The sequence below is a fragment of the Rhodocytophaga aerolata genome (assembly GCF_030503435.1).
GTDB classification, from domain to species: Bacteria; Bacteroidota; Bacteroidia; order Cytophagales; family 172606-1; genus Rhodocytophaga; species Rhodocytophaga aerolata.
In genome coordinates, this window is record NZ_JAUKPO010000008.1 from 105,030 (window position 1) to 129,662 (window position 24,633).

At 43.1% G+C, this 24,633-nt stretch carries 23 protein-coding genes; 9 read left to right on the forward strand and 14 right to left on the reverse strand.

All coding sequences use genetic code 11. The annotated features are described in order from the left end of the window. The first annotated feature begins 3 nt into the window (after nucleotides 1–3). Nucleotides 4–726 (forward strand): LytR/AlgR family response regulator transcription factor, encoded by a 723-nt coding sequence (locus Q0590_RS15710; protein WP_302038520.1) that lies wholly within the window; start codon nucleotides 4–6, stop codon nucleotides 724–726. A gap of 122 nt (nucleotides 727–848) precedes the next feature. After that, on the forward strand, nucleotides 849–1,490 hold the full coding sequence (locus Q0590_RS15715; RefSeq protein WP_302038521.1) for a DUF3267 domain-containing protein: 642 nt from the start codon (nucleotides 849–851) through the stop codon (nucleotides 1,488–1,490). A gap of 69 nt (nucleotides 1,491–1,559) precedes the next feature. On the opposite strand, the gene Q0590_RS15720 is transcribed toward Q0590_RS15715, so the two are convergent. From Q0590_RS15720 to Q0590_RS15730, 3 genes are all read right to left on the reverse strand, one after another. Beyond that, a complete protein-coding gene (locus Q0590_RS15720) occupies nucleotides 1,560–2,171 on the reverse strand; it encodes a bifunctional nuclease family protein (protein WP_302038522.1) in 612 nt (203 codons plus the stop codon). A gap of 80 nt (nucleotides 2,172–2,251) precedes the next feature. Further along, a complete protein-coding gene (locus tag Q0590_RS15725) occupies nucleotides 2,252–3,217 on the reverse strand; it encodes an electron transfer flavoprotein subunit alpha/FixB family protein (protein WP_302038523.1) in 966 nt (321 codons plus the stop codon). Between the two features lie 100 nt (nucleotides 3,218–3,317). Further along, the gene (locus Q0590_RS15730; protein ID WP_302038524.1) at nucleotides 3,318–4,055 is read right to left on the reverse strand and encodes an electron transfer flavoprotein subunit beta/FixA family protein; all 738 of its coding nucleotides are present in this window, start codon (nucleotides 4,053–4,055) and stop codon (nucleotides 3,318–3,320) included. 170 nt (nucleotides 4,056–4,225) lie between these two features. Here Q0590_RS15730 and Q0590_RS15735 point away from each other — a divergent pair, with 170 nt between their 5' ends. Together Q0590_RS15735 and Q0590_RS15740 are read left to right on the forward strand one after the other, a co-directional pair. Beyond that, entirely contained in the window at nucleotides 4,226–4,552 is a 327-nt protein-coding gene (locus Q0590_RS15735; RefSeq protein WP_302038525.1) for a tetratricopeptide repeat protein, read from the forward strand. A 49-nt stretch (nucleotides 4,553–4,601) separates the two neighbouring features. Beyond that, nucleotides 4,602–5,048: a GNAT family N-acetyltransferase gene (locus tag Q0590_RS15740; RefSeq protein WP_302038526.1), complete on the forward strand. Its 447-nt coding sequence runs from the start codon at nucleotides 4,602–4,604 to the stop codon at nucleotides 5,046–5,048. Nucleotides 5,049–5,222: 174 nt separating this feature from the next. On the opposite strand, the gene Q0590_RS15745 is transcribed toward Q0590_RS15740, so the two are convergent. The 3 genes from Q0590_RS15745 to Q0590_RS15755 all read right to left on the reverse strand — a co-directional run bounded on the left by Q0590_RS15745 (nucleotide 5,223) and on the right by Q0590_RS15755 (nucleotide 11,739). Then, nucleotides 5,223–9,338, reverse strand: coding sequence for a chemotaxis protein CheB (locus Q0590_RS15745; RefSeq protein WP_302038527.1), 4,116 nt, complete (start codon nucleotides 9,336–9,338; stop codon nucleotides 5,223–5,225). Nucleotides 9,339–9,475: 137 nt separating this feature from the next. Further along, nucleotides 9,476–11,008 (reverse strand): GAF domain-containing protein, encoded by a 1,533-nt coding sequence (locus Q0590_RS15750; protein WP_302038528.1) that lies wholly within the window; start codon nucleotides 11,006–11,008, stop codon nucleotides 9,476–9,478. Nucleotides 11,009–11,163: 155 nt separating this feature from the next. Then, nucleotides 11,164–11,739, reverse strand: coding sequence for a biliverdin-producing heme oxygenase (locus Q0590_RS15755; RefSeq protein ID WP_302038529.1), 576 nt, complete (start codon nucleotides 11,737–11,739; stop codon nucleotides 11,164–11,166). A 146-nt stretch (nucleotides 11,740–11,885) separates the two neighbouring features. Between Q0590_RS15755 and Q0590_RS15760 the strand changes: the two genes are divergently transcribed. Further along, nucleotides 11,886–12,293, forward strand: a complete 408-nt coding sequence (locus Q0590_RS15760; RefSeq protein WP_302038530.1) for a response regulator — start codon at nucleotides 11,886–11,888, stop codon at nucleotides 12,291–12,293. 42 nt (nucleotides 12,294–12,335) lie between these two features. Here the strand turns inward: Q0590_RS15760 and Q0590_RS15765 are convergent, their stop codons facing one another. The 4 genes from Q0590_RS15765 to Q0590_RS15780 all read right to left on the reverse strand — a co-directional run bounded on the left by Q0590_RS15765 (nucleotide 12,336) and on the right by Q0590_RS15780 (nucleotide 16,439). Then, nucleotides 12,336–12,686, reverse strand: coding sequence for an STAS domain-containing protein (locus Q0590_RS15765; protein WP_302038531.1), 351 nt, complete (start codon nucleotides 12,684–12,686; stop codon nucleotides 12,336–12,338). Nucleotides 12,687–12,780: 94 nt separating this feature from the next. Beyond that, nucleotides 12,781–13,431 carry a hypothetical protein gene (locus tag Q0590_RS15770; RefSeq protein ID WP_302038532.1) on the reverse strand — a complete coding sequence of 217 codons (651 nt, stop codon included), beginning with the start codon at nucleotides 13,429–13,431 and terminating at the stop codon, nucleotides 12,781–12,783. A 501-nt stretch (nucleotides 13,432–13,932) separates the two neighbouring features. Next, complete coding sequence (locus Q0590_RS15775; RefSeq protein ID WP_302038533.1) at nucleotides 13,933–15,615, reverse strand: DUF5060 domain-containing protein; 1,683 nt, start codon at nucleotides 15,613–15,615, stop codon at nucleotides 13,933–13,935. A 113-nt stretch (nucleotides 15,616–15,728) separates the two neighbouring features. Continuing rightward, nucleotides 15,729–16,439, reverse strand: a complete 711-nt coding sequence (locus tag Q0590_RS15780; RefSeq protein ID WP_302038534.1) for an Rv2686c family ABC transporter permease subunit — start codon at nucleotides 16,437–16,439, stop codon at nucleotides 15,729–15,731. Between the two features lie 255 nt (nucleotides 16,440–16,694). On the opposite strand from Q0590_RS15780, the gene Q0590_RS15785 reads away from it, so the two are divergent. Genes Q0590_RS15785 through Q0590_RS15795 form a run of 3 tightly spaced genes read left to right on the forward strand, consistent with a single transcriptional unit; the run spans nucleotide 16,695 to nucleotide 20,414 of the window. Further along, nucleotides 16,695–17,498, forward strand: coding sequence for an N-formylglutamate amidohydrolase (locus tag Q0590_RS15785; protein ID WP_302038535.1), 804 nt, complete (start codon nucleotides 16,695–16,697; stop codon nucleotides 17,496–17,498). Beyond that, nucleotides 17,495–19,393, forward strand: coding sequence for a flavohemoglobin expression-modulating QEGLA motif protein (locus Q0590_RS15790; RefSeq protein WP_302038536.1), 1,899 nt, complete (start codon nucleotides 17,495–17,497; stop codon nucleotides 19,391–19,393). Before Q0590_RS15785 ends, Q0590_RS15790 begins: the two co-directional genes overlap by 4 nt. Continuing rightward, on the forward strand, nucleotides 19,368–20,414 hold the full coding sequence (locus Q0590_RS15795; RefSeq protein ID WP_302038537.1) for a glutathione synthetase: 1,047 nt from the start codon (nucleotides 19,368–19,370) through the stop codon (nucleotides 20,412–20,414). Before Q0590_RS15790 ends, Q0590_RS15795 begins: the two co-directional genes overlap by 26 nt. Nucleotides 20,415–20,514: 100 nt before the next feature. Here Q0590_RS15795 and Q0590_RS15800 read toward each other — a convergent pair whose 3' ends face one another. The 4 genes from Q0590_RS15800 to Q0590_RS15815 are packed head-to-tail and all read right to left on the reverse strand — an operon-like array spanning nucleotide 20,515 to nucleotide 23,945. Further along, nucleotides 20,515–21,204: a fluoroquinolone export ABC transporter permease subunit gene (locus tag Q0590_RS15800; protein WP_302038538.1), complete on the reverse strand. Its 690-nt coding sequence runs from the start codon at nucleotides 21,202–21,204 to the stop codon at nucleotides 20,515–20,517. Beyond that, entirely contained in the window at nucleotides 21,201–22,052 is an 852-nt protein-coding gene (locus Q0590_RS15805) for an ABC transporter ATP-binding protein (RefSeq protein WP_302038539.1), read from the reverse strand. Before Q0590_RS15805 ends, Q0590_RS15800 begins: the two co-directional genes overlap by 4 nt. 8 nt (nucleotides 22,053–22,060) lie before the next feature. Next, on the reverse strand, nucleotides 22,061–22,783 hold the full coding sequence (locus Q0590_RS15810) for a LytR/AlgR family response regulator transcription factor (protein ID WP_302038540.1): 723 nt from the start codon (nucleotides 22,781–22,783) through the stop codon (nucleotides 22,061–22,063). Beyond that, entirely contained in the window at nucleotides 22,755–23,945 is a 1,191-nt protein-coding gene (locus Q0590_RS15815; RefSeq protein ID WP_302038541.1) for a sensor histidine kinase, read from the reverse strand. Before Q0590_RS15815 ends, Q0590_RS15810 begins: the two co-directional genes overlap by 29 nt. Before the next feature lie 274 nt (nucleotides 23,946–24,219). Between Q0590_RS15815 and Q0590_RS15820 the strand changes: the two genes are divergently transcribed. Further along, nucleotides 24,220–24,573, forward strand: coding sequence for a hypothetical protein (locus Q0590_RS15820; protein WP_302038542.1), 354 nt, complete (start codon nucleotides 24,220–24,222; stop codon nucleotides 24,571–24,573). Nucleotides 24,574–24,633 lie beyond the last annotated feature (60 nt).

The window sequence follows — 24,633 nt, forward strand, 5'->3', positions numbered from 1 at the left end:
TTTATGAAAGCACTGATTATAGATGACGAACGCCTGGCCAGAAACGAGCTAAAACGGCTGCTGGAAGCCTATCCCAAGATAGATGTGGTAGGAGAAGCGGTAAATGCCGAAGAAGCCCTGGATAAGATAGAACAACTCGGTCCAGACTTACTTTTCCTGGACATTCAAATGCCTGGAAAAAATGGGTTTGAATTACTTGCTTCTATTGAAGGCAATGTGCCAGACGTTATTTTTACCACAGCCTACGATGAATATGCCCTGAAAGCCTTTGAATTCAATGCATTAGATTATTTGCTCAAACCAATTGATACTAACCGGCTGGCAGAAGCCATTAATAAAGTAGAAGATTACCAGAAAACAGAAACTGTCCGGAAAGAAAATGTAAAAATTCTTACCGAACAAGACCAGGTTTTTGTGAAAGATGGAGAAAAATGCTGGTTTGTAAAGCTTAGCCGCATACGCCTGTTTGAATCTATGGGCAACTATGTACGTTTACACTTCGACGACCAGAAACCCTTAATCCTGAAATCATTAAATGCGCTGGATGAACGCCTGGACCCTCATACTTTTTTCAGGGCCAACCGTAAACATATTATTAATTTGCAATGGATTGAAAAAATAGAACCTTGGTTCAGCGGAGGCTTGCAGGTTACCCTTAAAGGCGGCGACAAAATAGAAATTTCCCGTAGGCAAGCAATCCGGTTTAAAGAATTGCTGAGTTTGTAAGCAACGAATATAAATTTCTATAAGAGAATCTTTAGCGGAAACGGATTAAAGGTTCTCTTAGCTGAATAGTACCGCTTTTAGAGAAAGCAAGTAAAATTTCCTATTTTCTATAGGCGCACATTATGACTATTTCCATCAAACCTACGCCTGTTCAGTTGTTGCAATCTGGCCACTACCAGAAAATTGCCGAAATAGATATATTTCAGCCGACGCAATTTTTTCAGCAATATAGCCGCAATTCTACCTTCCTCACTACGTTTTTGCTGCTTACCATAGCCGGATTCGGGCTTATGGGTGCTCTTACCGGTTTGGCCATTGTTAGGGGGATGGCACTATGGCAAATGCTATGGAATGTATGTTTGTTTGCCGCTTTTTTACTCCTGATCCTATTGCCTTTTCATGAATTAATCCATGCAGTTACCTACAAATACTTTGGAGCAGCCAACATCCGGTTTTTATTTTCCTTAAAGCCACCGGCTATTTTCACTTGTGCACATTTGCTGGTAATTAACCTGATAGAAGTTATCTGGCTCGCTGCTTTGCCTTGTGTAGTAATCAGTTTGCTGTTAGTAGCCAGTGCTTTTTTTGTACCTGCTTACCGCTTATTTTTCGGCTGGGCTTTAATTGTACATGCTTTCTGCTGCCTGGGAGATATGATTCTGATTAGCTATGCGCAGAAAAACCGGCACAAACCCATTTATAATTTTGATGACCTGACAGAAGGAAAATCATACTTTTTTGAAAGAACCTTTCCCACCCAATAGATAAAGAAACAAATAAGTCCAACAGGTATTAGCTGTTGGACTTACTCTATAGAATAGCTTATCTACTTTCTAATTTCTTCTGTTCAATTCGTCCCGGATCTTGGCAGCCCGTTCATAATCTTCTTTCTCCAGGGCTTCATCCAGCATAGCTTTTAGTTGCTCATACGGAATATCTTTCAATTGTTCCATGGAAGAAGACGAAGAAGATTTACGGGAAGACGCTGGCCGCTTGGTCTCTTCTTTTTGAATCAGCGGTTCATCCTCACTGGCATCGGTAAGAACAATGCCTGCTTCCGACAGAATGGCTTCAAACGTGTAAATAGGTACATTAAACCGGAGACCAATGGCAATAGCATCGGAGGGTCTGGCATCTATTTCTACTTTTTTAATACCATCTGTGCACACAATTTTTGCATAGAATACGCCTTCCTTCAAGTCGGAGATAATAATTTCTATAACAGAAAATTTAAAACTGCTGGCAAACGAGCGGAACAGGTCATGGGTCATGGGCCGGTTAGGCACAATCTTTTCTATTTCTATGGCAATTGCCTGGGCTTCAAACATGCCAATAATAATAGGCAACCGGCGGTTACCAGTTTCTTCACCTAACACCAGTGCAAATGAGCCGGATTGCGACTGGCTGGAAGAAAGGCCGAGTATTTCAAGTTTTATCTTGTTCACGTGAAAAAGTATGCTTTTTATTGAGAATTTGCAAATTTTCAAGAATTTAAAAATTCTCAATCAGCTGTTAAACACCAAAATTACTTCAATTCTTTTACTGCTTTTGTTAACCGCGGCACTACATCAAAGGCGTCGCCCACTATTCCGTAATCGGCGGCTTTGAAAAACGGTGCATCTGCATCTTTATTAATCGCTACAATTACTCTGGAGGAGTTAACCCCGGCCAGATGTTGTATAGCCCCTGAAATTCCCACAGCAATATACAAATTCGGACTAATTTTGATACCGGTTTGTCCAACGTGCTCGTGGTGAGGCCGCCAGTCCAGATCTGATACTGGCTTGGAACAAGCGGTGGCCGCTCCCAGAGCGCCGGCCAGTTCTTCAATAATACCCCAGTTTTCAGGTCCTTTTAAGCCCCGTCCGCCAGATACGACAATATCGGCTTCCGGTAACAAAATATCTCCAGTGGCTTTTACGGTTTCTTTAATTTTAACGTTGAAGTCTGCCTCCTGTAAGGTTGGAGAAAATGCTTCAACACTGGCTTTATTTTCGGTTTCGGCAGGTGTATATACGTTCTTTTTAATGGCAATAATCTTCTTATCACTATTCATTTCCGTATACGCAAAGGCTTTACCTGTATAGATACTGCGCTTTACTATAAATCCATTGGATGTATCTGGTAACTCTACAGCATTGGAGGCCAGGCTTGCTTTTATTTTGGCAGCCAGCCGAGCGGCCACTGCATCGCCTAAAGAGGATTTAGCCAATACAACAACTTCTGCATTTTCCTTTTCCACCGCCTGTGCCAGCACGTTGGCATATGCTTGTATATTTCCTTCATTGAGGCGGCTGTCAGCAGCTTGCAATACCTTTGCAGCACCTATTCTACCTAAATTTTCTAACTCGGCAGATGCTATTTCGCCTAGTACTACCGCAGTAGCCGTGGTGTTACGCATCCGGGCAACTTCCGCTGCATAGCCAACTGCCTCCTGTGAGGTTTTTTTTATGGCTCCTTCAGCAATCTCTACAAATGCTAATATAGACATAGCTTTATAATGAATAATGAGTGATAACTAATGAACAATTACCTTAAGCAGGCAGAGACAATTTTCCTCTCATCTGCTTGATGGTACTATTAATGTATTTTTACAACACTTTTGCTTCTGTCCGGAGTAAGGTAATGAGTTTTTCTGCTTCTTCAGCCGGAATCATTTTACAGGCTCCCTTTGGTGCAGGCAACTCATATTTTGTAACCGTGGTTAACTCTTCCTTCCCGGTTGGCTCTACAACTTTCAGCGGTTTAGTGCGGGCAGTCATAATACCGCGCATATTTGGAATTTTCCATTCAGCAATCGGTTCCTGGCATCCGGCTACCAATGGCAAACTTACTTCCAGTTGTTCCTTACCTCCTTCAATTTCACGGCTCAGTTTGGCGGTAGTGCCTTCAATATCTAGTTTCATTACCGGAGAAACAGATGGTATGCCCAGCATCTCTCCTACCAGCCCATGAACTTGTCCACTGTTAAAATCAATCGATTCGCGGCCCATCAGGATGAGATCATACGTATTTTGTTTGGCAATGGAGGCTATCTGAGTTGCCACAAAAAAAGCATCGGTGGGCTCAGCATTTACCCGGATGGCATCATCTGCTCCAACGGCCAGGGCTTTCCGGATGGTTGGCTCCGTTTCTGCCAATCCAACATTTAATACCGTTACCGTACCTCCGGAGGCTTCCTTCAACTCAATAGCTCTGGAAAGGGCATAATCATCATAAGGACCGGTAATAAACTGTACCCCTGCCTTATTAAGCTTGGTGTTATTATCTGTGAAGGAGATCTTGGTAGTGGTATCCGGAACGTGGGTTATACAAACTAATATTTTCATGAACAGGAAGGTGATTATAATACGTATAACTTGTATTTTGCTGCGAAGTTACATAAACTTCCCGCAAAATGAAATCCTGGCTCCGGCTTATGTAGAATTAAATAGTTTACTCGTTGGTGTATTCAGTCGGTTTCTTTGCAGGTATTTAGTAATTTTACTGGACAAACGATATGAACCCCTCCAGACTTGAACAGCTGCTTGCATTTTTGAAAGAAGATCCCCACGATCCGTTTAATCTGTATGCCCTTGCTATGGAGTATGTAAAGACGGATGCCTGGCAAGCCTTAAATTTTTATGAACAGTTGTTGCAGCAGCATCCTGGGTATGCGCCTACTTATTACCATGCAGCAAAACTCTATGAACAACTGAATAAGCCTGAAAAAGCCAGGGAAACGTATGAAAAAGGTATGCAAATAAGTCTTCAGCAAAATAACCGGCATGCCCACCGTGAGTTGCAAAGTGCCTACAATCAATTTCTGGATGAATGGGAAGAATAAAAAACAGTTCCTGATAAATGATTTTTGATTAATCCAAGACACTACCTATATGAATGAACGGGTAATCAGCGAGTATACCATTAGCACCGACAAAGCCAGGTTAGATATTACAACCATTCACGACTTTCTGGCTAACCAATCTTACTGGGCTATGGGAATTCCGATAGAAACAGTTCGCAAATTTATTGAACATTGTCTCACAGTAGGGGTATACCATCAGGATAAGCAGGTGGGATTTGCCCGCGTAATTACCGATTATACCACTTTTGCTTATCTGGCAGATGTATTTATTATTGAAGCCTACCGCAAAAAGGGTTTATCCAAACAACTAATGCAGTTTATTATGGACCTGGAGTTTGTAAAAGACATCCGGCGGTTTGTGCTGGCCACTAAAGATGCCCACAGTTTATATGCTTCCTTTGGCTTTGTTCCCCTGGACCAGCCAGAGTTATTTATGCAGATACACCATTTAAATAAATACAAAGCGCAACCCTAGCATTTAATCTCTCCTAGGTTAGGAGAAGGTTTTTAGTATGAAAGCAAAGTTATATTGGGCTATTAATATACCGGAAAACGTTTATTTTATAAGCTAGTGATTAATATACCAAAAGAATCTGCCCTACAGCTATCTGCTAGTCTTAATATAGTAGACAAGTAAACGCAGCAGCTCTTACCTTGCTTCCACGGTTCTGGGCAGGTATACATAGAAGGTAGTCCCTTTGCCCAGATGGCTTTCTACCTCAATGCTGCCCCCGGCATTTTCAATAATACGTTTGACAATATACAAGCCTACGCCTGACCCATCGACATGGTCGTGAAAACGCTTGAACATGGTGAACAGATTTTTGATATGCTTTTCACTTATTCCCAACCCGTTATCTTCCACCGATAAAAGCACATACCCATCTATTAGTTTTGTTTTTACTTTTACCTGCGGCGGACGTTCCGGAGACCGGTATTTGATGGCATTACTCATCAAATTAAACAAAATGCTGTACAGATTTTTCTTAGAGAACTTAATTTTCTTGCATTCGCTGAAATCTATCTGCACATCGGCTTTCGAACTTATCAGCATATCGCGGATATTAACAAAAATATCCTCGGTAAGCTCACTCAGATCAATCCACCGTACATCTTCCTGCTTATTACGCTGGATACGCGAAATATCCGTCAGATCATTGATAGTATTCTTAAATTTATCAATGGTTGTTTTCATCAAGTCCAGAATGAAATTCACATCCTGGCTTTCAGTATTCAGGTGCTTTCCCAGATTTTTGAGCAAGCCATCCAGATTGATAATGGGAGCACGCAGGTCATGGGAAGCCGTATAGACAAAATTGTCGAGATCTTCGTTAATTTTTACCAGATCCTGGTTGGTCCTCTCCAACTCGTCTTGCACCTTTTTCAGGTTGGTCAGATCTACCAGAGAACCTAGCATGCGGTATGGAATACCATATTCGTTCTGTAGCACATATCCTCTGCCGAAGAGATAGGCATATTTTCCGTCGGCCTTCATGTAGCGGAACTCATCTGACCATTGGTTACCTCCCAGGTTAATTACATGGTTTATTCCTTCAATCACCCGCTCCTTGTCGTCCGGATGCAGCCGGTTATACCACGATTCTATGCCTTTTTCCATAGCTTCGGGATTATGGCCCAGCATATTTTGCAAGCTGTTGCTCCACCAGAATTCGTTGCTAACCAGGTTCCAGTCCCAGATTACATCGTTGGTTGCCAGCGATACCAGCCGGAAACGCTCTTCGCTTAACGACAGTTCTCTGGTACGGTCTTGTACCCGCTTCTCCAGTTCGTTATTGAGGTTGATCAGGTTTACTTCAGCCTGTTTCACATCTTCATAGGCCCGCAGTAAGCGTTCTTCAGCCTCCTTCTTTTCGCTGATATCAGCAAACGTAATGGCCAGCCCATCTTCCATTTTAATGGCTACGGTTTCAAACCAGGTTTTTATGCCTTCATGGTCATAAAAATGTTCCAGATGCAGCGCTTTACCGGTTTCTACTACCTCTACATATTTATCGAACAGACCTTCTTCCCGGTTGCCTGGCATCTGTTGCAACAACCTTTTTCCTACAAGCGTCCCTTTAGAACGTTCCAGCAGTTGTTCAGATGAATCGTTGGCCAGTACCCATTCAAAATCAATAATTTTATTGGACTTATCCCGGATAGATTTAAATGCCATAATACCATTCAATGAGCTATTGAGCACACTAGAAATGATCAGGTTCAGATTTTTAAGCGTAGTAATATCTACGAATGTAATAACCACGCCATCGGTTTTTCTATCCAGCCGGATGTAGGGCAGAATCCGCATCAGATAAAACCGTCCATCCATCAACTCTACTTCCCGCTCTATGCTTTTAGAATCTTTAATTACCTGTTTTATGTCCCTTACCAGACTAGTATATTTCAGGTTGTAGGAAAAATGGTTGATAGGCCGGCCAATATCTGTTTCAATAATGTTGATCTGGTTAATAATGGCCGGAGTATATTTGCGGATTACCAGGTTGCTATCCACGAAAATCTGCCCGATCTCTGTGCTGCGGAAGTAATTGTTTAAGTCGTCGTTTAACTCAATCAGCTCTTTTATCTTCAGCTGATGTTCCGTGTTTACCGTATGCAACTCTTCGTTGAGTGATTGCAGTTCCTCATTGGTACTTTGCAGCTCTTCATTAGAAGAAATAAGCTCTTCGTTGCTGGATTGCAACTCTTCATTGGAAGTTTCCAGCTCTTCTACCGCTGCATGCAAATGCGCTTTGGTTTCTTTCAGCTCAATTTCTAGGTCTTTAAAATACTCCAGGTCTGCTACATTACGTGTACTTGTTTCTGTTTCTTCCGGAAGCACCTGCCGTTTGCTATCTTCATAAAAAAGAATAAATAAGTACTTGAGGCTGGATTCTCTGGAAAGCAGAAAAGGTTTAATAACCATATTTACAAACCGGATGTTGTTTTTATCTTTCCACCGGACGCGGTTAATCGTTATTTTTTTATCATTCTTCAGGGCTTTGCGCAAGCCTACTCCCAGAGCCACCGATAAGTCTTCGGGTACTAGCTTGAGCAAGTTAAAATGAAGTCTTTTTTCGGGTAAGTTCAGGTATTTTTTGTACTCTCCTACGGCTTGTATTAAGTCGTTACTTTCATTCACCAGGATACCTGCATATCCGAATTCTTCTGCCAGTACATCATTAAACATTTCAGTTAACTGGTTATTAACTGTCAGCTTAGATGTTTTATTGGCTACGGCTTTGTTTAATTCCTTATTAGCTCCATGATAAGCTGGCACCAGCGAATCCATCACAAAATTCTGGGAAGGACGCACGTTTTTATAAACTTTCCATTTGCGGCTTACTTCTTCCAGTTCAGAAGCCAGGTCACCTGGATTTTCGCTAGTGCCCAGGAAAAGATAGCCGCTAATATTAAGCGAAAAATGAAAGGTAGACAGAATTCTTTTTTGTAAGCCCGGATTCATATAAATAAGCATATTCCGGCAACTTACCAGGTCTATTTTACTGTAAGGAGGGTCTTTGATAATGTCGTGGTTGGCAAAGATTACCATCTTACGTATGTGCTGATTAATGAGGTATTTGCTACCTTCTTTGGTAAAAAAATTATTTAACCTTTCCGGCGATATATCTTTACTTATGTTGTTGTTATAAATGCCTTTTGCAGCAAACTCTACAGCATGTTTATCTATATCGGTAGCAAATATTTTTACATTTAACTCCAGCTTTTGCTTAACCAGGTATTCTTTAATAAGAATGGCTAGGGTATACGCTTCTTCCCCGGTGCTACAGGCAGCCACCCATATTTTTACCTGATCGTTGATGGTTTTATTGTCGATAATAGCGGGCAGCACCTGCTTCCGGATAACTTCCCAGGCTTCGGTATCGCGAAAAAACTTTGTTACCCCTATCAGAAAATCTTTACTCAGTGTTTCTACTTCTGCCGGGTTAATCCGTAGAAAATCCAGGTAGGCAGTAAGGCTGGGAATATCCTGCTGCACCATGCGGCGCATAATCCGCCGCTTAATGGTATGAAGCTTATAGGCCGTAAAATCATTAGACGTATTAATCCGTACCAGGGCCAGAATCTCTCCAATGCAGGCTTCTTCCGCGTTTACAGGCTGATTGTCGAAATAGCGCAACAGCCGACCTTGTTTAATGAATTTAAATATCTCTTCCGGCATCAGTTCCGGAGGCAAAATCAGGTCTATGTTCCCGGAAGCAATAGCACTATTGGGCATACCATCAAACTTAGCCGTAGCCGGATCTTGCACCACGACAATGCCACCTGTTTTTTTAATAGAATCTATTCCCCGGGTGCCATCGGTGCCTGTGCCAGATAGGATAATGGCAATAGCTCTATCACCTTGTTCTTCGGCCAGGGAATGCAAAAACACATCTATGGCATTGTTTGGTATAGCAGCGGTTTTCTTCTCTGTCAGGCGTAACTTCCCATGGCGCAGCGTCATCAGTTTTTTACTGGGGATTACATACACACAGTTGGGTTTTACCAGCACGTCATCTTCGGCTTCACTTACTTTCATCTGCGTATGTTTGCTCAGCAATTCAGCCATCAGGCTTTTATAATCCGGCGAAAGGTGCTGCACAATGATGAACGAAAAATTGGTGTCCGGAGGCATATTATCAAACAGCTCATGGATTGCTTCCAGCCCTCCGGCAGACGCACCTATACCCACAATGTAATGCAATCTGTTCGTGTTACGTGTATTTATTGCTACTTCTTTTTCAGAAGATGCCTTCTTTTCCATATTTATCCAAAAGCTATCAGCTGGTTAAATCATTTATAAAACCTGGTATAAAACAAGCCTGCCACCACCCATGCCCTACTCAGTAACAGCGGCTTTCTACAAAAGTATAGGTAAATTTTTACAGAACTATTCTTTTTTTACCTGTCAGATAAAATTCGTTCGAGAATAGCCGTACGTAAAGACTCAGCTGCCTCTATTTCCTGCGCTGACCAGGGAAGGGAAGTATGTTTCACCGTTTCTTTCCAGGCAGCAAAAGAATTTCTGGGATGATACGTTTTTCCATCTGGTTCAAATTGTATCCGTTCATTTGGATTTCCTCCCCAGTCTACGGTTTGAATAACCTCCGGACGGAAGCCTATTACATATTCTCCTTTCCGGTAAGAAATAGGCAAGGCTATAATTCCGCTGCCGACACCAGCATATTCCTGACTTTTAGAGAACGACCTTGGCAGACTATCTGTTGCAAATACTTTATCTATTTTTTGTATCTGCAACCATTTAATTAACTCTCGAATCTGCTCTGTTTTAGGGGTGTTACCAATTACATGCATTTCGCCTTCGTAGTAAATGGAAACTCCGGTAGCCGCAAACAAATTCATGAGGGTAGGCGTTTTTACCATCAGCCCTTTTATAAAATCCTTAGAGGCATACATCAGCTCAATAAGTTTGCCGTTAAGCATATTCAGTTGCGACCTGTAGGATAACTCTTTTTCACTCTCTTTAGCTGTTAACTGCACGGATATAATATTTGCCAGCAGTTCAAAAGCTGAGCGCATTTCATAGCCCGGGTACAGAGGTGTTTTATGGTGGCAAGAAATAAGCCCCCATAGTTTGTTGTGAATAATAATTGCCGTAGACATAGAAGCCATTACCTGCATATTTCGCAGGTACTCCACATGTACGGAAGGCACACTCCGCAGGATAGATTCCGAGAGGTCGGTAAATGTTTTAGTCATCGGATTTACCACTGGCACTAATCTGGCAGGTGTAAAATCTCGGTTAGGAATTACCCGGTAAGGATTTTTAAAATACAGGTCGCGGGATTGTTTGGGTATATCAGATGCCGGGAAACGCAGGTTCAAGTAAGGTTCCATGTCTGGCTCCCGCGCCTCTCCTATAACTATCCCATTCCAGTCTTTGTCAAACTGGTAGAGCATTACCCGGTCGAAGCCTGAAAGTTTTTTTATTTCGGCGGTAGCTATTTTGCCTATTTCCTGCGTATTTCCGGCCTCTTTCAGCACCGCCATAATGTATTTCACTTCCTGGTAAATGTGAATAAATGACTGCATGGCGGTAGCAGCCGTATTTTCCTCCAACTCCATCATCACATACCCGTCTTTTACATACAGGGTGGCGGAAAACATTTTTTGCTGCTCTCCGGCCTTTAACTCCACATTAATAGAAACCCGGTCTTTAATATCCCATTTATCTGTTTTACTACGCAGGGCCTCCATCACCGATTCGTCAATGAAGGCTGAGAGAGGCTGCCCAATAATTTTTTTTACCGGTATGTTGAGTACGCCTTCTATATTCTCACTTACCTGTACAATGGTAAAGGTATTTTTATCCAGAATTAATAAAATTCCATGAGGCTGTATAAGATTGATCAGATGCAAGGGAATACTTCCGCAGAACTCTGAGTCATAGTTTTTTTCTTGTAGTGGCTGCATGTTGGCAATATGGTAGTTAAGGTGGTTTCTGACTTGTAACAATTATAAATTAAGTGTGGAACAGCTACACAGTAACGGAGGAAGGGCACCTGGTTGTTGTATGTAGGCTGTATATCTGGCTGACTATCCCATGAGAATAGGAAGCCATTTGTAACTTATTCACTTTCAAACCATTTTTTCAATTTATTAAAGGTGTTGTTGGCTGCCTCTATCAGTTGTTCGTCCTTGGCAGGTGCCCGACTGCTTACGGCTTCTAACGCTTGCTGAAAAGCTTTCCATTTAGGACCCGTCTCGGCCCCATAGCCATAAAAGAAGGAGATCCCATTTGTATGATCCAACCCTAAGGTATCGTTCACCATTTTATAAATCATTTTTCCTCCCAGCGTAGATCCTTCCATTACATACAGGCAGCCAAACGCCTGTTCCAGTGTGTGTACCTCTGGCAGATCATAACACATAGGCAGAATGGATGCCGGGTGGGGCTGCAGGTGCTGCAGATCGTCAGCCAGCATGCCTGCTTTCCGTCGTTGGCCGAAGTCGGCAAGGTACGTTTCAATAGGGAATCTGGTTAGTTGAAGTTCCAGCGGATAAAAAAATCCATAAAACTTCTTAAGTATAGTTATGTATTGAGTAAGGGTTAAACTTTTTTGGGAGATTGGACGTAAAAAAGGACTATTTTCGAGGCTGGTATGATTACCCTGCGTCTGTTCCTTAATTTTTTTTAAAATCATATTATACTAGCTGAAACGGAAATACTATTCAATTATTAAGTAGCTCATATGGTAATATCACCAGTGAAAATTACCCCAAAATTTGCAAGAAGGTTAATTCAAAGGGAAATATTTCTAGTAAATTGCGGGCAGAACCTAAAATACTAATGCAACAAACACCAAAGCTTAATACAATATTACTGATTGATGACGATAAGGTTACCAATTATTTGCACTCTATTGTCATTAAAGACATGGGTATCAGCGACCGGATAGAGATTCAACAAAACGGAAAAGATGGATTAAAGTTTCTGGAAGAGTGTAGCAAAGCCGGAAATATGCCCGATATTATTCTGGTAGATCTGAAAATGCCCGTTATGGATGGCTTTGAGTTTGTAGATTCTTACCGGAAAATGGGTTTTCCGGAACACCACACTAAAATTGTGATGCTTACAACGTCCTCGAATCCCAAAGACATTGAAAAAATGAAGGAAAAAGGCATTACCGATTTTTTTGATAAACCCCTTACCGAAGAAAAGCTGATGGAGCTGGTGGCCAAATATTTTCAAAATTAAGGATACGCTTGCTGCAAGCAACAGTAACACTCGAATAGCCATTTAATTGCAGGTCTTTTGGCGGCATAACAGCCGGGCATCTTCTTCACTGCTGGCAATCGGAATTACTTCTTCAAGACCGGTAACGGCAAAAATATTCCGTATACTTGGGCTCATGCTGTAGAAGACAATACTTTTGTCTTGCTCTCTCATCCGCCGGATATGGTAGATAAATGCCCCTATACCGGCAGCAGAAATATAGGTTAGCAGCGTAAAGTTTACCAGAATAAACTTCTGCTCCCGCTTGAGTATGTCTTCCAGCAGTTTATCTACTAATATGGAGGAAGAAGCATCCAGGTCGCCCTCCAGGGAGATAAAACACGAATCGGTATCTATACGGGTAGACAGCTGCATGGAGTTCCTGGAATGAAAGGTGGTACTAAATATAAGAAACTCCGGCTAATAATCTAGCTTTTTTCTCAAAAACTCCGCCTTGGTTTTCAGCCGTTTACTTTTTACCTCCTTGTGCAGATGGTAGCAGGGTATTGTTTTTTAACACATATTCTATCGTACGTTTGCCGGTTTTGCCCTTATCTTTAGTTGAAACCAGAAACTCCCGGATAATTTTATTTCCTTTTACAAAAAAGCTGTCCTGCCCCTGGTAGCCTTCTAAAAAATCGGTGGTTAATTCAGGCAAGGTAATCTTGTTCTGGTTATTCAAACTATCTATTTCATGGACAATTAAGGTTCCTTTCTGATCTTGCGGAGATTTAATGGAAATAATTATTTCCATTTGTTTGTCTGCATCCATATCGGTAGCATAGGCTTGTACTATGCGTCCTTTCTTATCACCGGTAATAGATGTAAATTTTTGTCCATCATTCGACGATTTTATAATCAGATAATTTCCCGAAGCCATGGTGCCTAGGCCCAACACATGGAAGGTCATATTCTGTACGTTCAGCTTCCGGTGGAATGTAAACAACTCAGTTAGATCCCCGGCTTGTGCCTCAGGTTCTACCACAAATGTGTCTGTAGCTTGCTGTACAGGTGTATCGGCGGCAATGCTAACGGTAGCAGCACCATTATTTTCTGTACAACTACTTAGTATACCTACCCAATAAAGCAGGCTGATTAATAATTTTCCTGAGCGCATCATTTAAAGAAGTTAGCAGGTTCCTGTAGCAAGTGCTAATGAACATACAGGCACCTAATGGCTTAGATATACTGTTTCTAGGGAAAGAATGTTGTGTAGGATGTAATTTCCCTTCTGCCACACAAAGAAAAAACCCACAAGGATGGCCAGATACTAACTATCTGACGCTAAAACCTTGCGGGTTATTCTATATACTTTGTAAGTAAAATGCATAAAAAAGCATTACAGAAATTCTTCTCAACTGCTTCTCCCTTCCGACTTTCTGTAATGCTAGTATTCTAAACAAGTTTACACTGTCCTATCTTTATTCCCCTCTTTCTAATCTTGCTTGGTATAGGGATATATACGGGCTTGTTATAGAAGGGTTATCATCAAAGAGCATAATTTTTCATTTTTTTTGAAAATATTTTATCTATTTCGTTTTAAACAAGAAAACACCTGATAAATAATGCAAATTGGTAACAAATAAAATTGCCATACCTTACTTAATACCCGCTGATCGGCTTAGTTTTTTGCCTGAATGATAAATGCCCAGTCACCGGAAAGTTCCTTGGGATATTGCCAGGCTGCCTGGTCTGCTTGTACATCTGGCAAGCGGGTTTCTTCGCCAGTACGGGGGTTCATCATGGTCACCTGATACGATTGTCCTTTTTCCAAGTTTACCCGGCAATACGGCAAACGGCTGTAGATGAGGTATTGCTGCCCTGGTTCTGCCAGACAAAGATTGCCATAGTTTACCAGCTCCGGATGTGGATTCATTTTCCAGTAGGCTACTTTGCTGAAAATAACTGTAATATATCCATACCCTTGCAGCATGGTCATGGAGTCGTTGCCACGTCCATTAATCCAGCCACCGCCAGTATCTGCTCCAGCACCAGTGCCATCATTGGCTCTTTCGCCGGTGGTCTGGTAGCCGCCAGCCATATAAATTTCCCAGGCTAGCTGGCGGCGGTTATCCGCAGAACGCCCGTTTTCCACTTTTTTCGCATTAGCGCCGCATCCCCATTCCGGATAATGATCTTCATACCCATATTCTTCATTCACTTGTGGCAGTATCCGTCCGGTTTCTGCTTGTTTCTGGCGGCAACTGGTTATAAACGCATAGCCGCCGCATTCATCCCACGACTGATACAAAACTACATCTACCCAGGGTGATTTGCGGAAGGGAAAATCTGCATGTCCATGTACCGATATCAGATGTTTGGCAGGATCAATCGCTTTAAGCAGCGTACCCATTTTTTCCACCCATTCCTCCGACCGGAAAAGGTGATATTCGTTGGTAACATCCCACATAACGTTTTCAAACGCCCAGTAACGGGCAACGGCATACTGGTAGTACCGCTGTTCGTCAGCATTGCCCATGTTGGCCTTTTTAAAAGGATCGCAGCCATGGTCGAGGCCATCTACATAAAAAATGAGTGAAACCACTATTCCTTTGTCTCTGGCATGTCTCACCAGATTGTCCAGTTTTTGCCAATGAGAGACATTAAACCGGCTTACATCAAAGCCCGGATTATCCAGATCTGCTGGCCGCTCGGCTACCCAGGGGTTAAGCATGAAGGTAAATTTATCTGATTCCTTTACCATAGGTTCCGACCAACGGCTACCATCGTCTTGCCGCCCGTTTATGGCTACCCGGATACGGTTCACCTTCAAAGCTGCCAGCCGGTCAATAGCGTTGATAATAACGGCATCCTCTTTCCAGCCGAGCATCCAGTACGTAGTGGTACTATTCCAGAAAAAATGTTCACCTGATCCTTCCCTCTTAAAATGCCAGGGATTTTCTTCATCTACCCGTAAAGGGCCATGCCTGCCAGACTGTACAGCCTGAAAATTTCCTGTGTATGCTTGTTTTTTACCTTCTCTATGGATAATTATTTGGTAGCTGTATCTGCCGGGTTTGGTAGGCATAAACCGGATTTTATGCACTTCACCCTCCTGGCTGTCGCAGAAGCCCTGGACCTGGGTTACTTCCCCACTCTGGTGAGTAAATTTTCCTTCTACAGTAACTTCTGTAAAGGGGTTGTAGGAAACCGGAGTTTTTGAAGAAAAGCTAAGTTCCAGAAAATCATAAACTTCTACCTGTTTTGCGGGCTGCGGCTTGCTTACCGGGCCGGACGTGTTGTTTGCTAATACGTGTGTGGCTATGCACACAAAGCATAAAAATAAATTGATATATTTCACCATAAAATATTGCTTGGGCAGTGACGGTTCTCAATCTACAAATTATTTACCGGCCTTTCAACACCTACGAATCCTGATCAGTATCCGTCTGCCTGCCTGTTAACTGACTATTTTTTTTAACGGTAAATACTGGTTGCCATCTTTCTGTTGAGCAGGAAAATAGCCACCATATAGAGGGCAAATCCACTGCTTAAATAAAGCAGAAATTGAGGCGTATTTTCTGCCATTTCCAGACTGCGGTACGACCAGTAGGTGGGTATAACAGCCGCCAGATGCATCCAGGGAGAAGGAACAAAATAAATCAAAGCAGGCAGGATAAGCAACAGATTGATAATTTTCATTTGTGCCAGGCCCTCAATCCGGTTCTGCGAAAAAGCCCCCAGCAACAAAGCAATTAAGGGAGCGGCCAGGCTAAACTGAAAAGCAAGAAGCCATTCTTTGACCAGTGTTAAAGACACAATTTGTCCGTAATGAAGCAGAAAAAAATTAACCAGCGAAGAAATACCCAGCCCAAAGAGCATTCTGGATAATACCAGGTTTAGCGGTTTAACCGGTAATATGCGGATCACCTGCCAGATGTTTTCCTCTTTTTCTTCCAGAAACAAAAACCCATAAATAAACCCGAACATAATGGCAGATTGCAGGCAGGCCCACATCAGAATTACCTGACTGTAGGGCTGTATAACAGGAAAATTGTTCAAGATAGCAGGTAAACCCCATCGGATTAAGGTAAAAGACATAAACGGGAAAAAGAGCAATACCTTAAACACAGGATCGCGGAAGGTGGAACGAAGGTCGCTAATGCTCAGGCTAATCAGGTAATTCATGGGTTAGTTAAATCTACAAAGGCTCCGCTTAAAGGTACAGGAAGTTTTCAAGGCAAACCAGGTAATATCCCGGACTCAGAAAAAACATCTTTCCGGAAAACGGCGTACAACCAGATAGTGCTTGACCATTCATCCGGCATTTTAGCTGACAAAACCGGATGTACGCTTGTGCACCGGGCAAGGCTGATCGTATAGCCCGTTAACTGCCTGGCTCTTTAGTTACTGATTTAAGCTTTTATTTTACTTGTCTTGTTTATGAACGAACCCATATTTTCTATACAAACAGCCGATAGCCCTCTGATAGCGGCGGCAATACACGATGGAAGCCGTATCCGCCCAGAACTTCACCCATACCTATCCCTGGACACAGCAGGGCGGTTGCGGGAAGAAGATCCGCATACAGCTCAATGGACCAGTATAGCTCCTACCCGCATCATTGGCTTGCATTCGCGTTTCGAAGTAGATTTGAACCGCGCCAGGCAAAAAGCCATTTACCTTACGCCAGAAGATGCCTGGGGCTTGACTGTGTGGAAAGAAGCCTTACCCGATGAAGTCATAAACCGGTCTCTGGCTAGCTACGATGCTTTTTATAGAGAAATAAAAAAGGTACTGACAGCTATTGTAGAAAAGCATGGCAGCTTTGTGGTGTACGACCTGCACAGTTATAATCACCGCCGAGAAGGGGCCAACGGGCAGGAGGCTGATCCGAAGGAAAATCCGGAAGTAAACATAGGCACTGCCAACATCAACCGGCAACGCTGGGCACCAGTAGTAGATCAGTTTATAGATGATCTACGCAGCTTTCCTTTCCAGGGCAGGCATCTGGATGTACGGGAGAATGTTAAGTTTAAAGGAGGGTATTTTTCGCAGTGGATACACGAACAATTTCCTGAAGAGAGCTGTGTAATGGCTATTGAATTCAAAAAAATATTTATGAACGAATGGACCGGAGAAGTATATCCGGGCTGGCTGGAGTCTATACAGGATGCCCTAACATCTACCGTTCCGGGTGTATTGAAAGCACGTGAAAGCGTACAAGTAAACCAGTTGCAACGATGATAGCAGAAATTACCGATGAGTTTATTCATAAAGTTTCCAGGAGGTTAAAACAAGGGAAAGGGATCAGGTGGAAAATACCCCCTCATGGCTGTATTCACATAGACCGCCCCTTGCCTTTTCTCTGTATCTACCGGTATTCCGACCATTCGCCTGATAAATGGACCGGGCAGCTTATCCGCTCGGAAGCATCGTACCTTATTGCTTCTGCTTCGCAAGCTGCCAGGCTTTCCGAGCTGGTAAAAAGTATTACGGAAACACTTTCTGATCAGTTTGGTGCTTGCCTGCTTATTGAGGTATGGGCAGCATCTCCGCAAGAAATACTTACCTCTCCTACGCCTACTTTCCGGATTTTTGGTCCTCCTGTAGAAAAATCGGTAGTGGTAGAGAAGTTTGCTGAAAATCTCCGGCAACTAAACTTACTCCATCTACCCACCTCCGTGGAACTAAGGGAAGAGAATCGGCGACAGCCCGTTGAGATGCCTGCTTTGCTCAGGCATGAATCTCTAAAAACAACCGAATGTTTGTCGCTAGGTCTGGAGATACAGCCGTTTTACCTCAATACCAGTCTACATTCGGTTTATCCCTTATCTCTGCGCCTGCTAAACCGCGAATTGTCCAAAGCCCTTAAGAGTACTTTTTTTGAATTTGTACGCCTGGAAACAACCCATACTATCTCTGCTTTTCAGGAACTAGGAAATACACATATAGACCGGGCTGTATGGGAAGCAGACCAACAGCTGGCGCAGATTAGCCAGTCTTTTCAGTTTTTGCTGCTGGTGACACCCATCAATGCCAAAGAAGCCTGGGAAGAATTTAAAGAAACAAAATTCAAAAAGCCGCCACATTTTCATTACCGGCTGTTGCCCATCGATCCGGATGTAGTAAAAAGAGAGCTATATAACATTCCTATTGAAAAAATTACCGATCCTACTCTGGCTTATATACTCCGGGACAAGCGGCACGAACTCGACAAAATGATTACTATGCTAGCTGATAGGAACACCCCTAACTTCCGCCTGAGCAGCCTGCAATTGTTTGGAGGGGTCTCTACAAGTTTAAGGCAAACCGCTGAACAGCTGCTGCAGTTGCTGCCTATGAAAGAGGATAGCGAAACCCAACCAGATACCGTATCAGCTCAGGAGTTTGCCCGCAGGGCTCTGGAAGAGATTGACTATTTCCGTGCCCAGTATGCTGACGTGGCAGCCACCGTAAAAATCCGCGACGATGTGGTAGGACTGATGGTGTCGGAGGGAAATCTACACATACAGGCGCAGTCCCGCATTCCCCGGAAACGGGTCGAGGCACTCATTCAGCACGAAGTAGGCACGCATATTCTTACCTATTATAATGGCAAAGCGCAGCCGCTGCAACAGTTATATTGCGGGGTGCCCGGATACGAAGAACTGCAGGAAGGCCTGGCTGTGCTAAGTGAATACTTGGTAGGAGGCCTTACCCATGCACGCCTCCGGCTACTGGCCGCCAGGGTGATAGCCGTGTCAGATATGATCGACGGAGCCTCTTTTCAGCAAGTGTTCAGTCAATTAACAGAGCAATATGGTTTTGCTCCACTCTCAGCCTTTAATGTAGCGATGCGGGTATTCCGGGGAGGAGGCCTGACCAAAGACGCTGTATACCTGCGTGGGCTGGTAAGCTTGCTGGTTTATTTACGAGAAGGAAATGAGCTGGAACCTTTGCTACTAGGTAAAATCCGGCAAGACTATATTCCCATCGTACAGGAACTGATCTACCGCCGGGTACTTCGTACCATTCCTATTAAACCCAGGTACCTGTCTGATCCACTGGCACTTGCCAAGCTCAGACAACTTAAAAAAGAGGGTACCGTATTTACATTACTTAACCCACATCCCCATGAAAATCGCATTTTTAGTGAATGACATACAAACCGAAGAACCCTCGTATACCACAACTTTCCTGGCGCATAAAATGCATACCCTGGGACATGAAGTATACCAGATGGGAGTAGGTGAACTGGCCTACTACCCGGAAGGCCATATGGGCGCAACTGCCCACCGGGTGCCTGCCGCCAAATATAAAACAGCAGAAAACTACCTGGATGCCCTGCAAAGTGAAAAAGCCATTATAGAGAAAATAACCGCGCCCGATCTGGATATAATTATGCTCCGCAACGACCCGGCTTCAGAAGGAGAAGGACGCGACTGGGCCAGAAACGCAGGTATTGTATTCGGACAGCTGGCTTTACGGAATGGTGTAATTGTGCTGAATGACCCTAACAGCCTGGCCGATGCCATTAATAAAATGTATTTTCAGCATTTCCCAGAAAGTGTTCGCCCCTTAACCCTGATCACACGCGACAAGGAAGAAATCCGCCGGTTTTTTGCAGACCTGAAAGGAAACATGATTTTGAAACCCTTACAGGGCTCTGGTGGGGCAAATGTATTTATGGTCCGGAAAGACGATGCCACCAACCTAAACCAGATGATAGAAGCCATTTCCCGTGACGGCTACATTATTGCCCAGGAATACTTGCCAAAAGCTGCAGAAGGAGATATCAGGCTTTTTGTAGTAAATGGGCAGGCACTTAAACATAAAAATAAATATGCTGCCCTGAAACGGGTAAGCAAAAAAGGAGACGTACGGAATAATATTCACGCCGGAGGATCTGTAGAAAAGGCTGAAATAACCGACGAAATGCTGGAGTTAGTAGAACTGGTACGGCCAAAACTCATAAATGACGGTATGTTTATGGTGGGCCTGGATATTGTCGGAAATAAGCTAATGGAAATCAATGTATTTACTCCTGGTGGGCTACATACGTGCAGCAAACTGGAAGGTGTAGATTTTTCAGAACCAGTGATTGAAGCATTGGAAAGAAAAGTGCACCATAAAAAAGCCTATGAGACGGAGGTAAGCAATAAGACAATTGCTGTTATTTAACAGTTTTAACCCGGTTCTTAAGAAGCAGACAGGCACCTCATCGCTTGTCTGCTTCTGTGTTTCCCCTACACAGACTTTTTTGCTAATTACAGGCACTGGTTTACAAAAGTTTTTTCACCGTTACTTTACTGGCAATAATCCAGCTGATAGCAGTCCACAGCAATAAATGCCCGTACATAAGAAATAAGTGCCCGAAGCTTTTTTCTTCAAAAGCCGCCTGCAAAACGCCAATTCCCCCGGCCGAAGGAATAATAAAATAATGCACCAGATCTCCAATTCCGAACAGGCTTAGAAAAGGAAGACCAGTCAGCACAAAAAAGGGGACGGAATACACCAATAGTTGATTGAAGGAACGGGTGAATGCCCCTACAGCGAAGCCAGCAAGCGAAAACATAAATGCAGATAAAAAAGCAGCTGCCAGCAAATGGAATAGATTGAAATCAGTTCCTTTGGTAGCAAAAGCCATTATAAACGAAATACCAGTTGCCAGCAAAGAAAGCAGCACTGTCTTTGACAGCAGATAGGTTTGGAATGGCAAGGGTAACACAGAAATAGCCTGCAAAGTATGCTGATTTTTATCGAACAGGAGCAGCACACTGGCAAACAAATACCCAGTTATGACCGGATCGTTAAAGATGAGGATAATGAGTATGTTGGTTAAATTGCCCAGGGGTTTAAGCAGATAGAACAGGGCGATATAAATTCCGGCTACTAGCGCTGCCAAAAGAAAAAGCCGGTTACGGTTCAGCAGAATAACGTCCCATTTAAGCAGTTGCCAAAAATAGGTCATAGCAGTGTTGCCCCGGTTAATTTAATAAACACTTCTTCCAGGGTAGCTTCCTGCGAATGAATGGTAGCTACCTCATGCTTTCGGATAAGCTCTATAAAATCCGGATTATGCCCGATGTTTTCCAGAGGAAAAACCAAGGGAGCTACCTCAGTATTGGTTACTTCAACTTTTACCGTTTGCCTGCCAAACTTTTTTTTCAGATGCGCAGGTGTATCCAGCGCTTTTATTTCTCCCTGGTACAACAGGGCTACCCTGTCGCAGAGCTGATCAGCATCGAACATATTGTGGGTGGTAATGAAAATGGTTTTTCCTTCGGCCTTTAGCTGCTTAATCATGTCCTTTATTTTGCCTGCATTAATGGGGTCCAGGCCGGAAGTAGGTTCATCCAGAAACAATACATCTGGGTTATGAAGTAGGGCCCGCACAAAATTCAACCGCATTTTCATACCCTTGGAGAAGTCGGCTACTAGCTTCCGGGCATCGTGTTCCAGGCCAACTTTTTGCAGCAAGGAATATTTATTTTGAGTGGGCTTGCGGTAGAAAGCAGAAAAAAAATCCAGGTTTTCTTCCGCGGTTAATTTTATGTAGTGATTGGGCAGTTCAAAGGATACGCCTATCTGTTCATAAAACTCTCTACCCCATTCGGCCAAGGGTTTGCCATCAAACAAAACGTTGCCTGTGTAGCCGTTAAGCAATTTATACAATATCTTCTGGGTTGTACTTTTGCCTGCGCCGCTAGGCCCCAGAAACCCAAACACTTCCCCTCTTTCTACCGAAAAGGTAAGCTTTTGCAGGGTATCTTGGCTGTTGCCGGCATAGCGGAAAGTCAGGTCTTTTACTACTAACATCAGAATGATTACTCCAGCGTAAGTTTCAAGGCTTTCACCAGCTCATGTTTGTAATTACGGCCTATGGGAAGCTCTTTTCCGGCAATATACAAATGTTGGGGAGTATATGATTCTATTTTATCTGCCGAAATAATATATGAGCGGTGGATGCGCAGAAACTTCTCTTCCGGCAGCATTTCTTCCAGGGAGGTAATGGTTTGCTTGGCTACCAGCTGCCTGGCTGTGGTAACAATACGCACATAATCTTTCAGGCTTTCAATGTACAAAATATCTTTCTGGAACACTTTTACCATTTTGCGGTCTACCCGGAAATACAAAAAAGCCTCATGGCTTGTAGGAAGTGTTTCTACAGGAGGCAGGGCTGTGGGGGCTGTGTTTTCCAGCGAATATACTTTGCCGATGGCCTTTATAAAGCGTTCCAGCGAAACTGGTTTTAGCAGATAATCGATGGCATCCAGCTCAAAAGCTTCCAGGGCATAGTCCCGGTAAGCAGTAGTGAATATTACTCTGGGCGGATTGCGCAAGGTTTTTAGAAAATCGGTTCCCAGCAGTTTAGGCATTTTAATGTCTAAAAATAACAGATCAACTGGCTGTTGTTGCAGCACTTCAAAGGCAGCAATAGCATTTTGACACTGGCCTACTACGTCCAGCATAGGAACCATGGCAATATGCGCCCTCAATACGGCAAGCGCATGGGGTTCGTCATCTACTAACAGGCATCTGATTTTCATCTGGCTTGGATATAGGCAGTACGCTCACTGGTCCGGCTTTGTCAACAACAGAAAGGGATTCTAGCTGCAGGCTGAGATTTACAATAAAGGTCCCTTCCTCACTGGTGATTCTCAAATCATGCAAACCCGGATAAAGTAAATCTAAGCGTTTCTTTACATTCGTCAAGCCGATTCCTGCTGAATGGTTGATTGGCTGGGTGTACGGCACCTGTACTTCCGGCTGGCTGTTAACTAGCTTAAACTTTAGAGTATCTGCCCGTACAAACATATCCAGGCTTATCCAGGCCTGATCGAGCAGTTCGCTGGCCCCATGCTTAAAACTATTTTCTATAAAGGGCAACAGCAGCAAAGGGGCTATCTGTTTGTGTCCGTATTCGCCGCGTATATTGACCGACATATCCAGGTGATTTCCGTACCGCAGCTTTTCTAGTTCAATATAATTTTGCAGCATGGCTATTTCTTTATCCAGAGGTACTCTGGGCGTATTACATTCATAGAGCATATAGCGCAGCAATCCGGAAAGTTTCAGTACTATTTCCGGCGCCAGCTCTGACTTGGTTAAGGTAAGCGAGTATAAGTTATTTAAGGTATTGAACAGAAAATGCGGATGTACCTGCGATTTGAGCAGCTGCAACTCGGCTTTTAGCTTCTCCTGCAACAGCTGTTGATTATCTTTTTGTTTGAGATAAAAATATTTCATCAGTTTAATGGCAGCTGCAAAACCACCTGTTTGTATCCCTCCCCGCAGGCCAGACATCATCCCATAATAAAAGTTACTTTTGGGAATAGCTAAACCCACGCTTTCACGAAAAGGGATAATCGCCAGCAGGGTAATTGCATGTGAAATAAAGGCAGCCAGCAGGGTACTGCTTATTAGACATAACATAAACAGCCAGTATCTACCTTTTAGCAAAAACTTTGGAATCAGCAGGTAAATAATGCTATAGCTAAATACGATGTGGCTCGGCAGAAATAAAAAAGCTTCTATACTGGACAAAACTATGGTATCTTTAAAAATATACCACCCTGAATCCGTTTCTATGGGCCTGGTTCCATATAAAAAGGAGAAAAAAAGCCACCATGCAACCCAGAACACACCATGCCGGCTTATCCGGTAAAGTGGTTCATCAGAAAAAATAAAACGGGTTTCGGAAAACTTCATATAAACAGCCTGGGCTTCCCTCTCGGTCAACTAAAAATAATAAAAAGCACAGACCGCCACTAATTTTCGGACCATTTGTAGACAAACAACCATAAAACAAGTCCGAACAGCTAAATGAGCTGATGAAGGGAGTTCGTACTTACTTTTCTGTTTTCTGTCTTCAGCACATCAGCCAATGGCGATTTCTTCTGCATACACATAAAATACTTTTTATTTTAGGATTGACCATTGACTGAAAAAGAAATAAACACTACCACTGCTACCATATACACCTATGAAAACACTTATAAACCCATGCTTTATAAAAGCTACTAGTTTATTCTTTCTACTGATTCTGCACATACAGGCTGTTGCCGAATCACCTGCGTTTAGCCCCGACGGCGGCTACTGGGTTGTAGAAACGAATGTCCAAACGAAAGATTTTACCATTATCAAATTCTACGATGCCCGGCATCATCTACTGTATGAGGAAAAGATAGAAGGCAGGTTCGTAGATATACATAAACCTAAGCACAGAAAAATGCTGGACAAGAGCCTGAAAATGCTGGAACACAACAACCTGATAGCCTCCCAACTTAAAGGATACCAGCAGCAAATAACTTCTGCCCTGGCTAGAAAAAGAGAATAATACCAACCTGTACAACAACCTATCAAAAAAGCTGCGGAAGTATCCGGCAGCTTTTTTTAT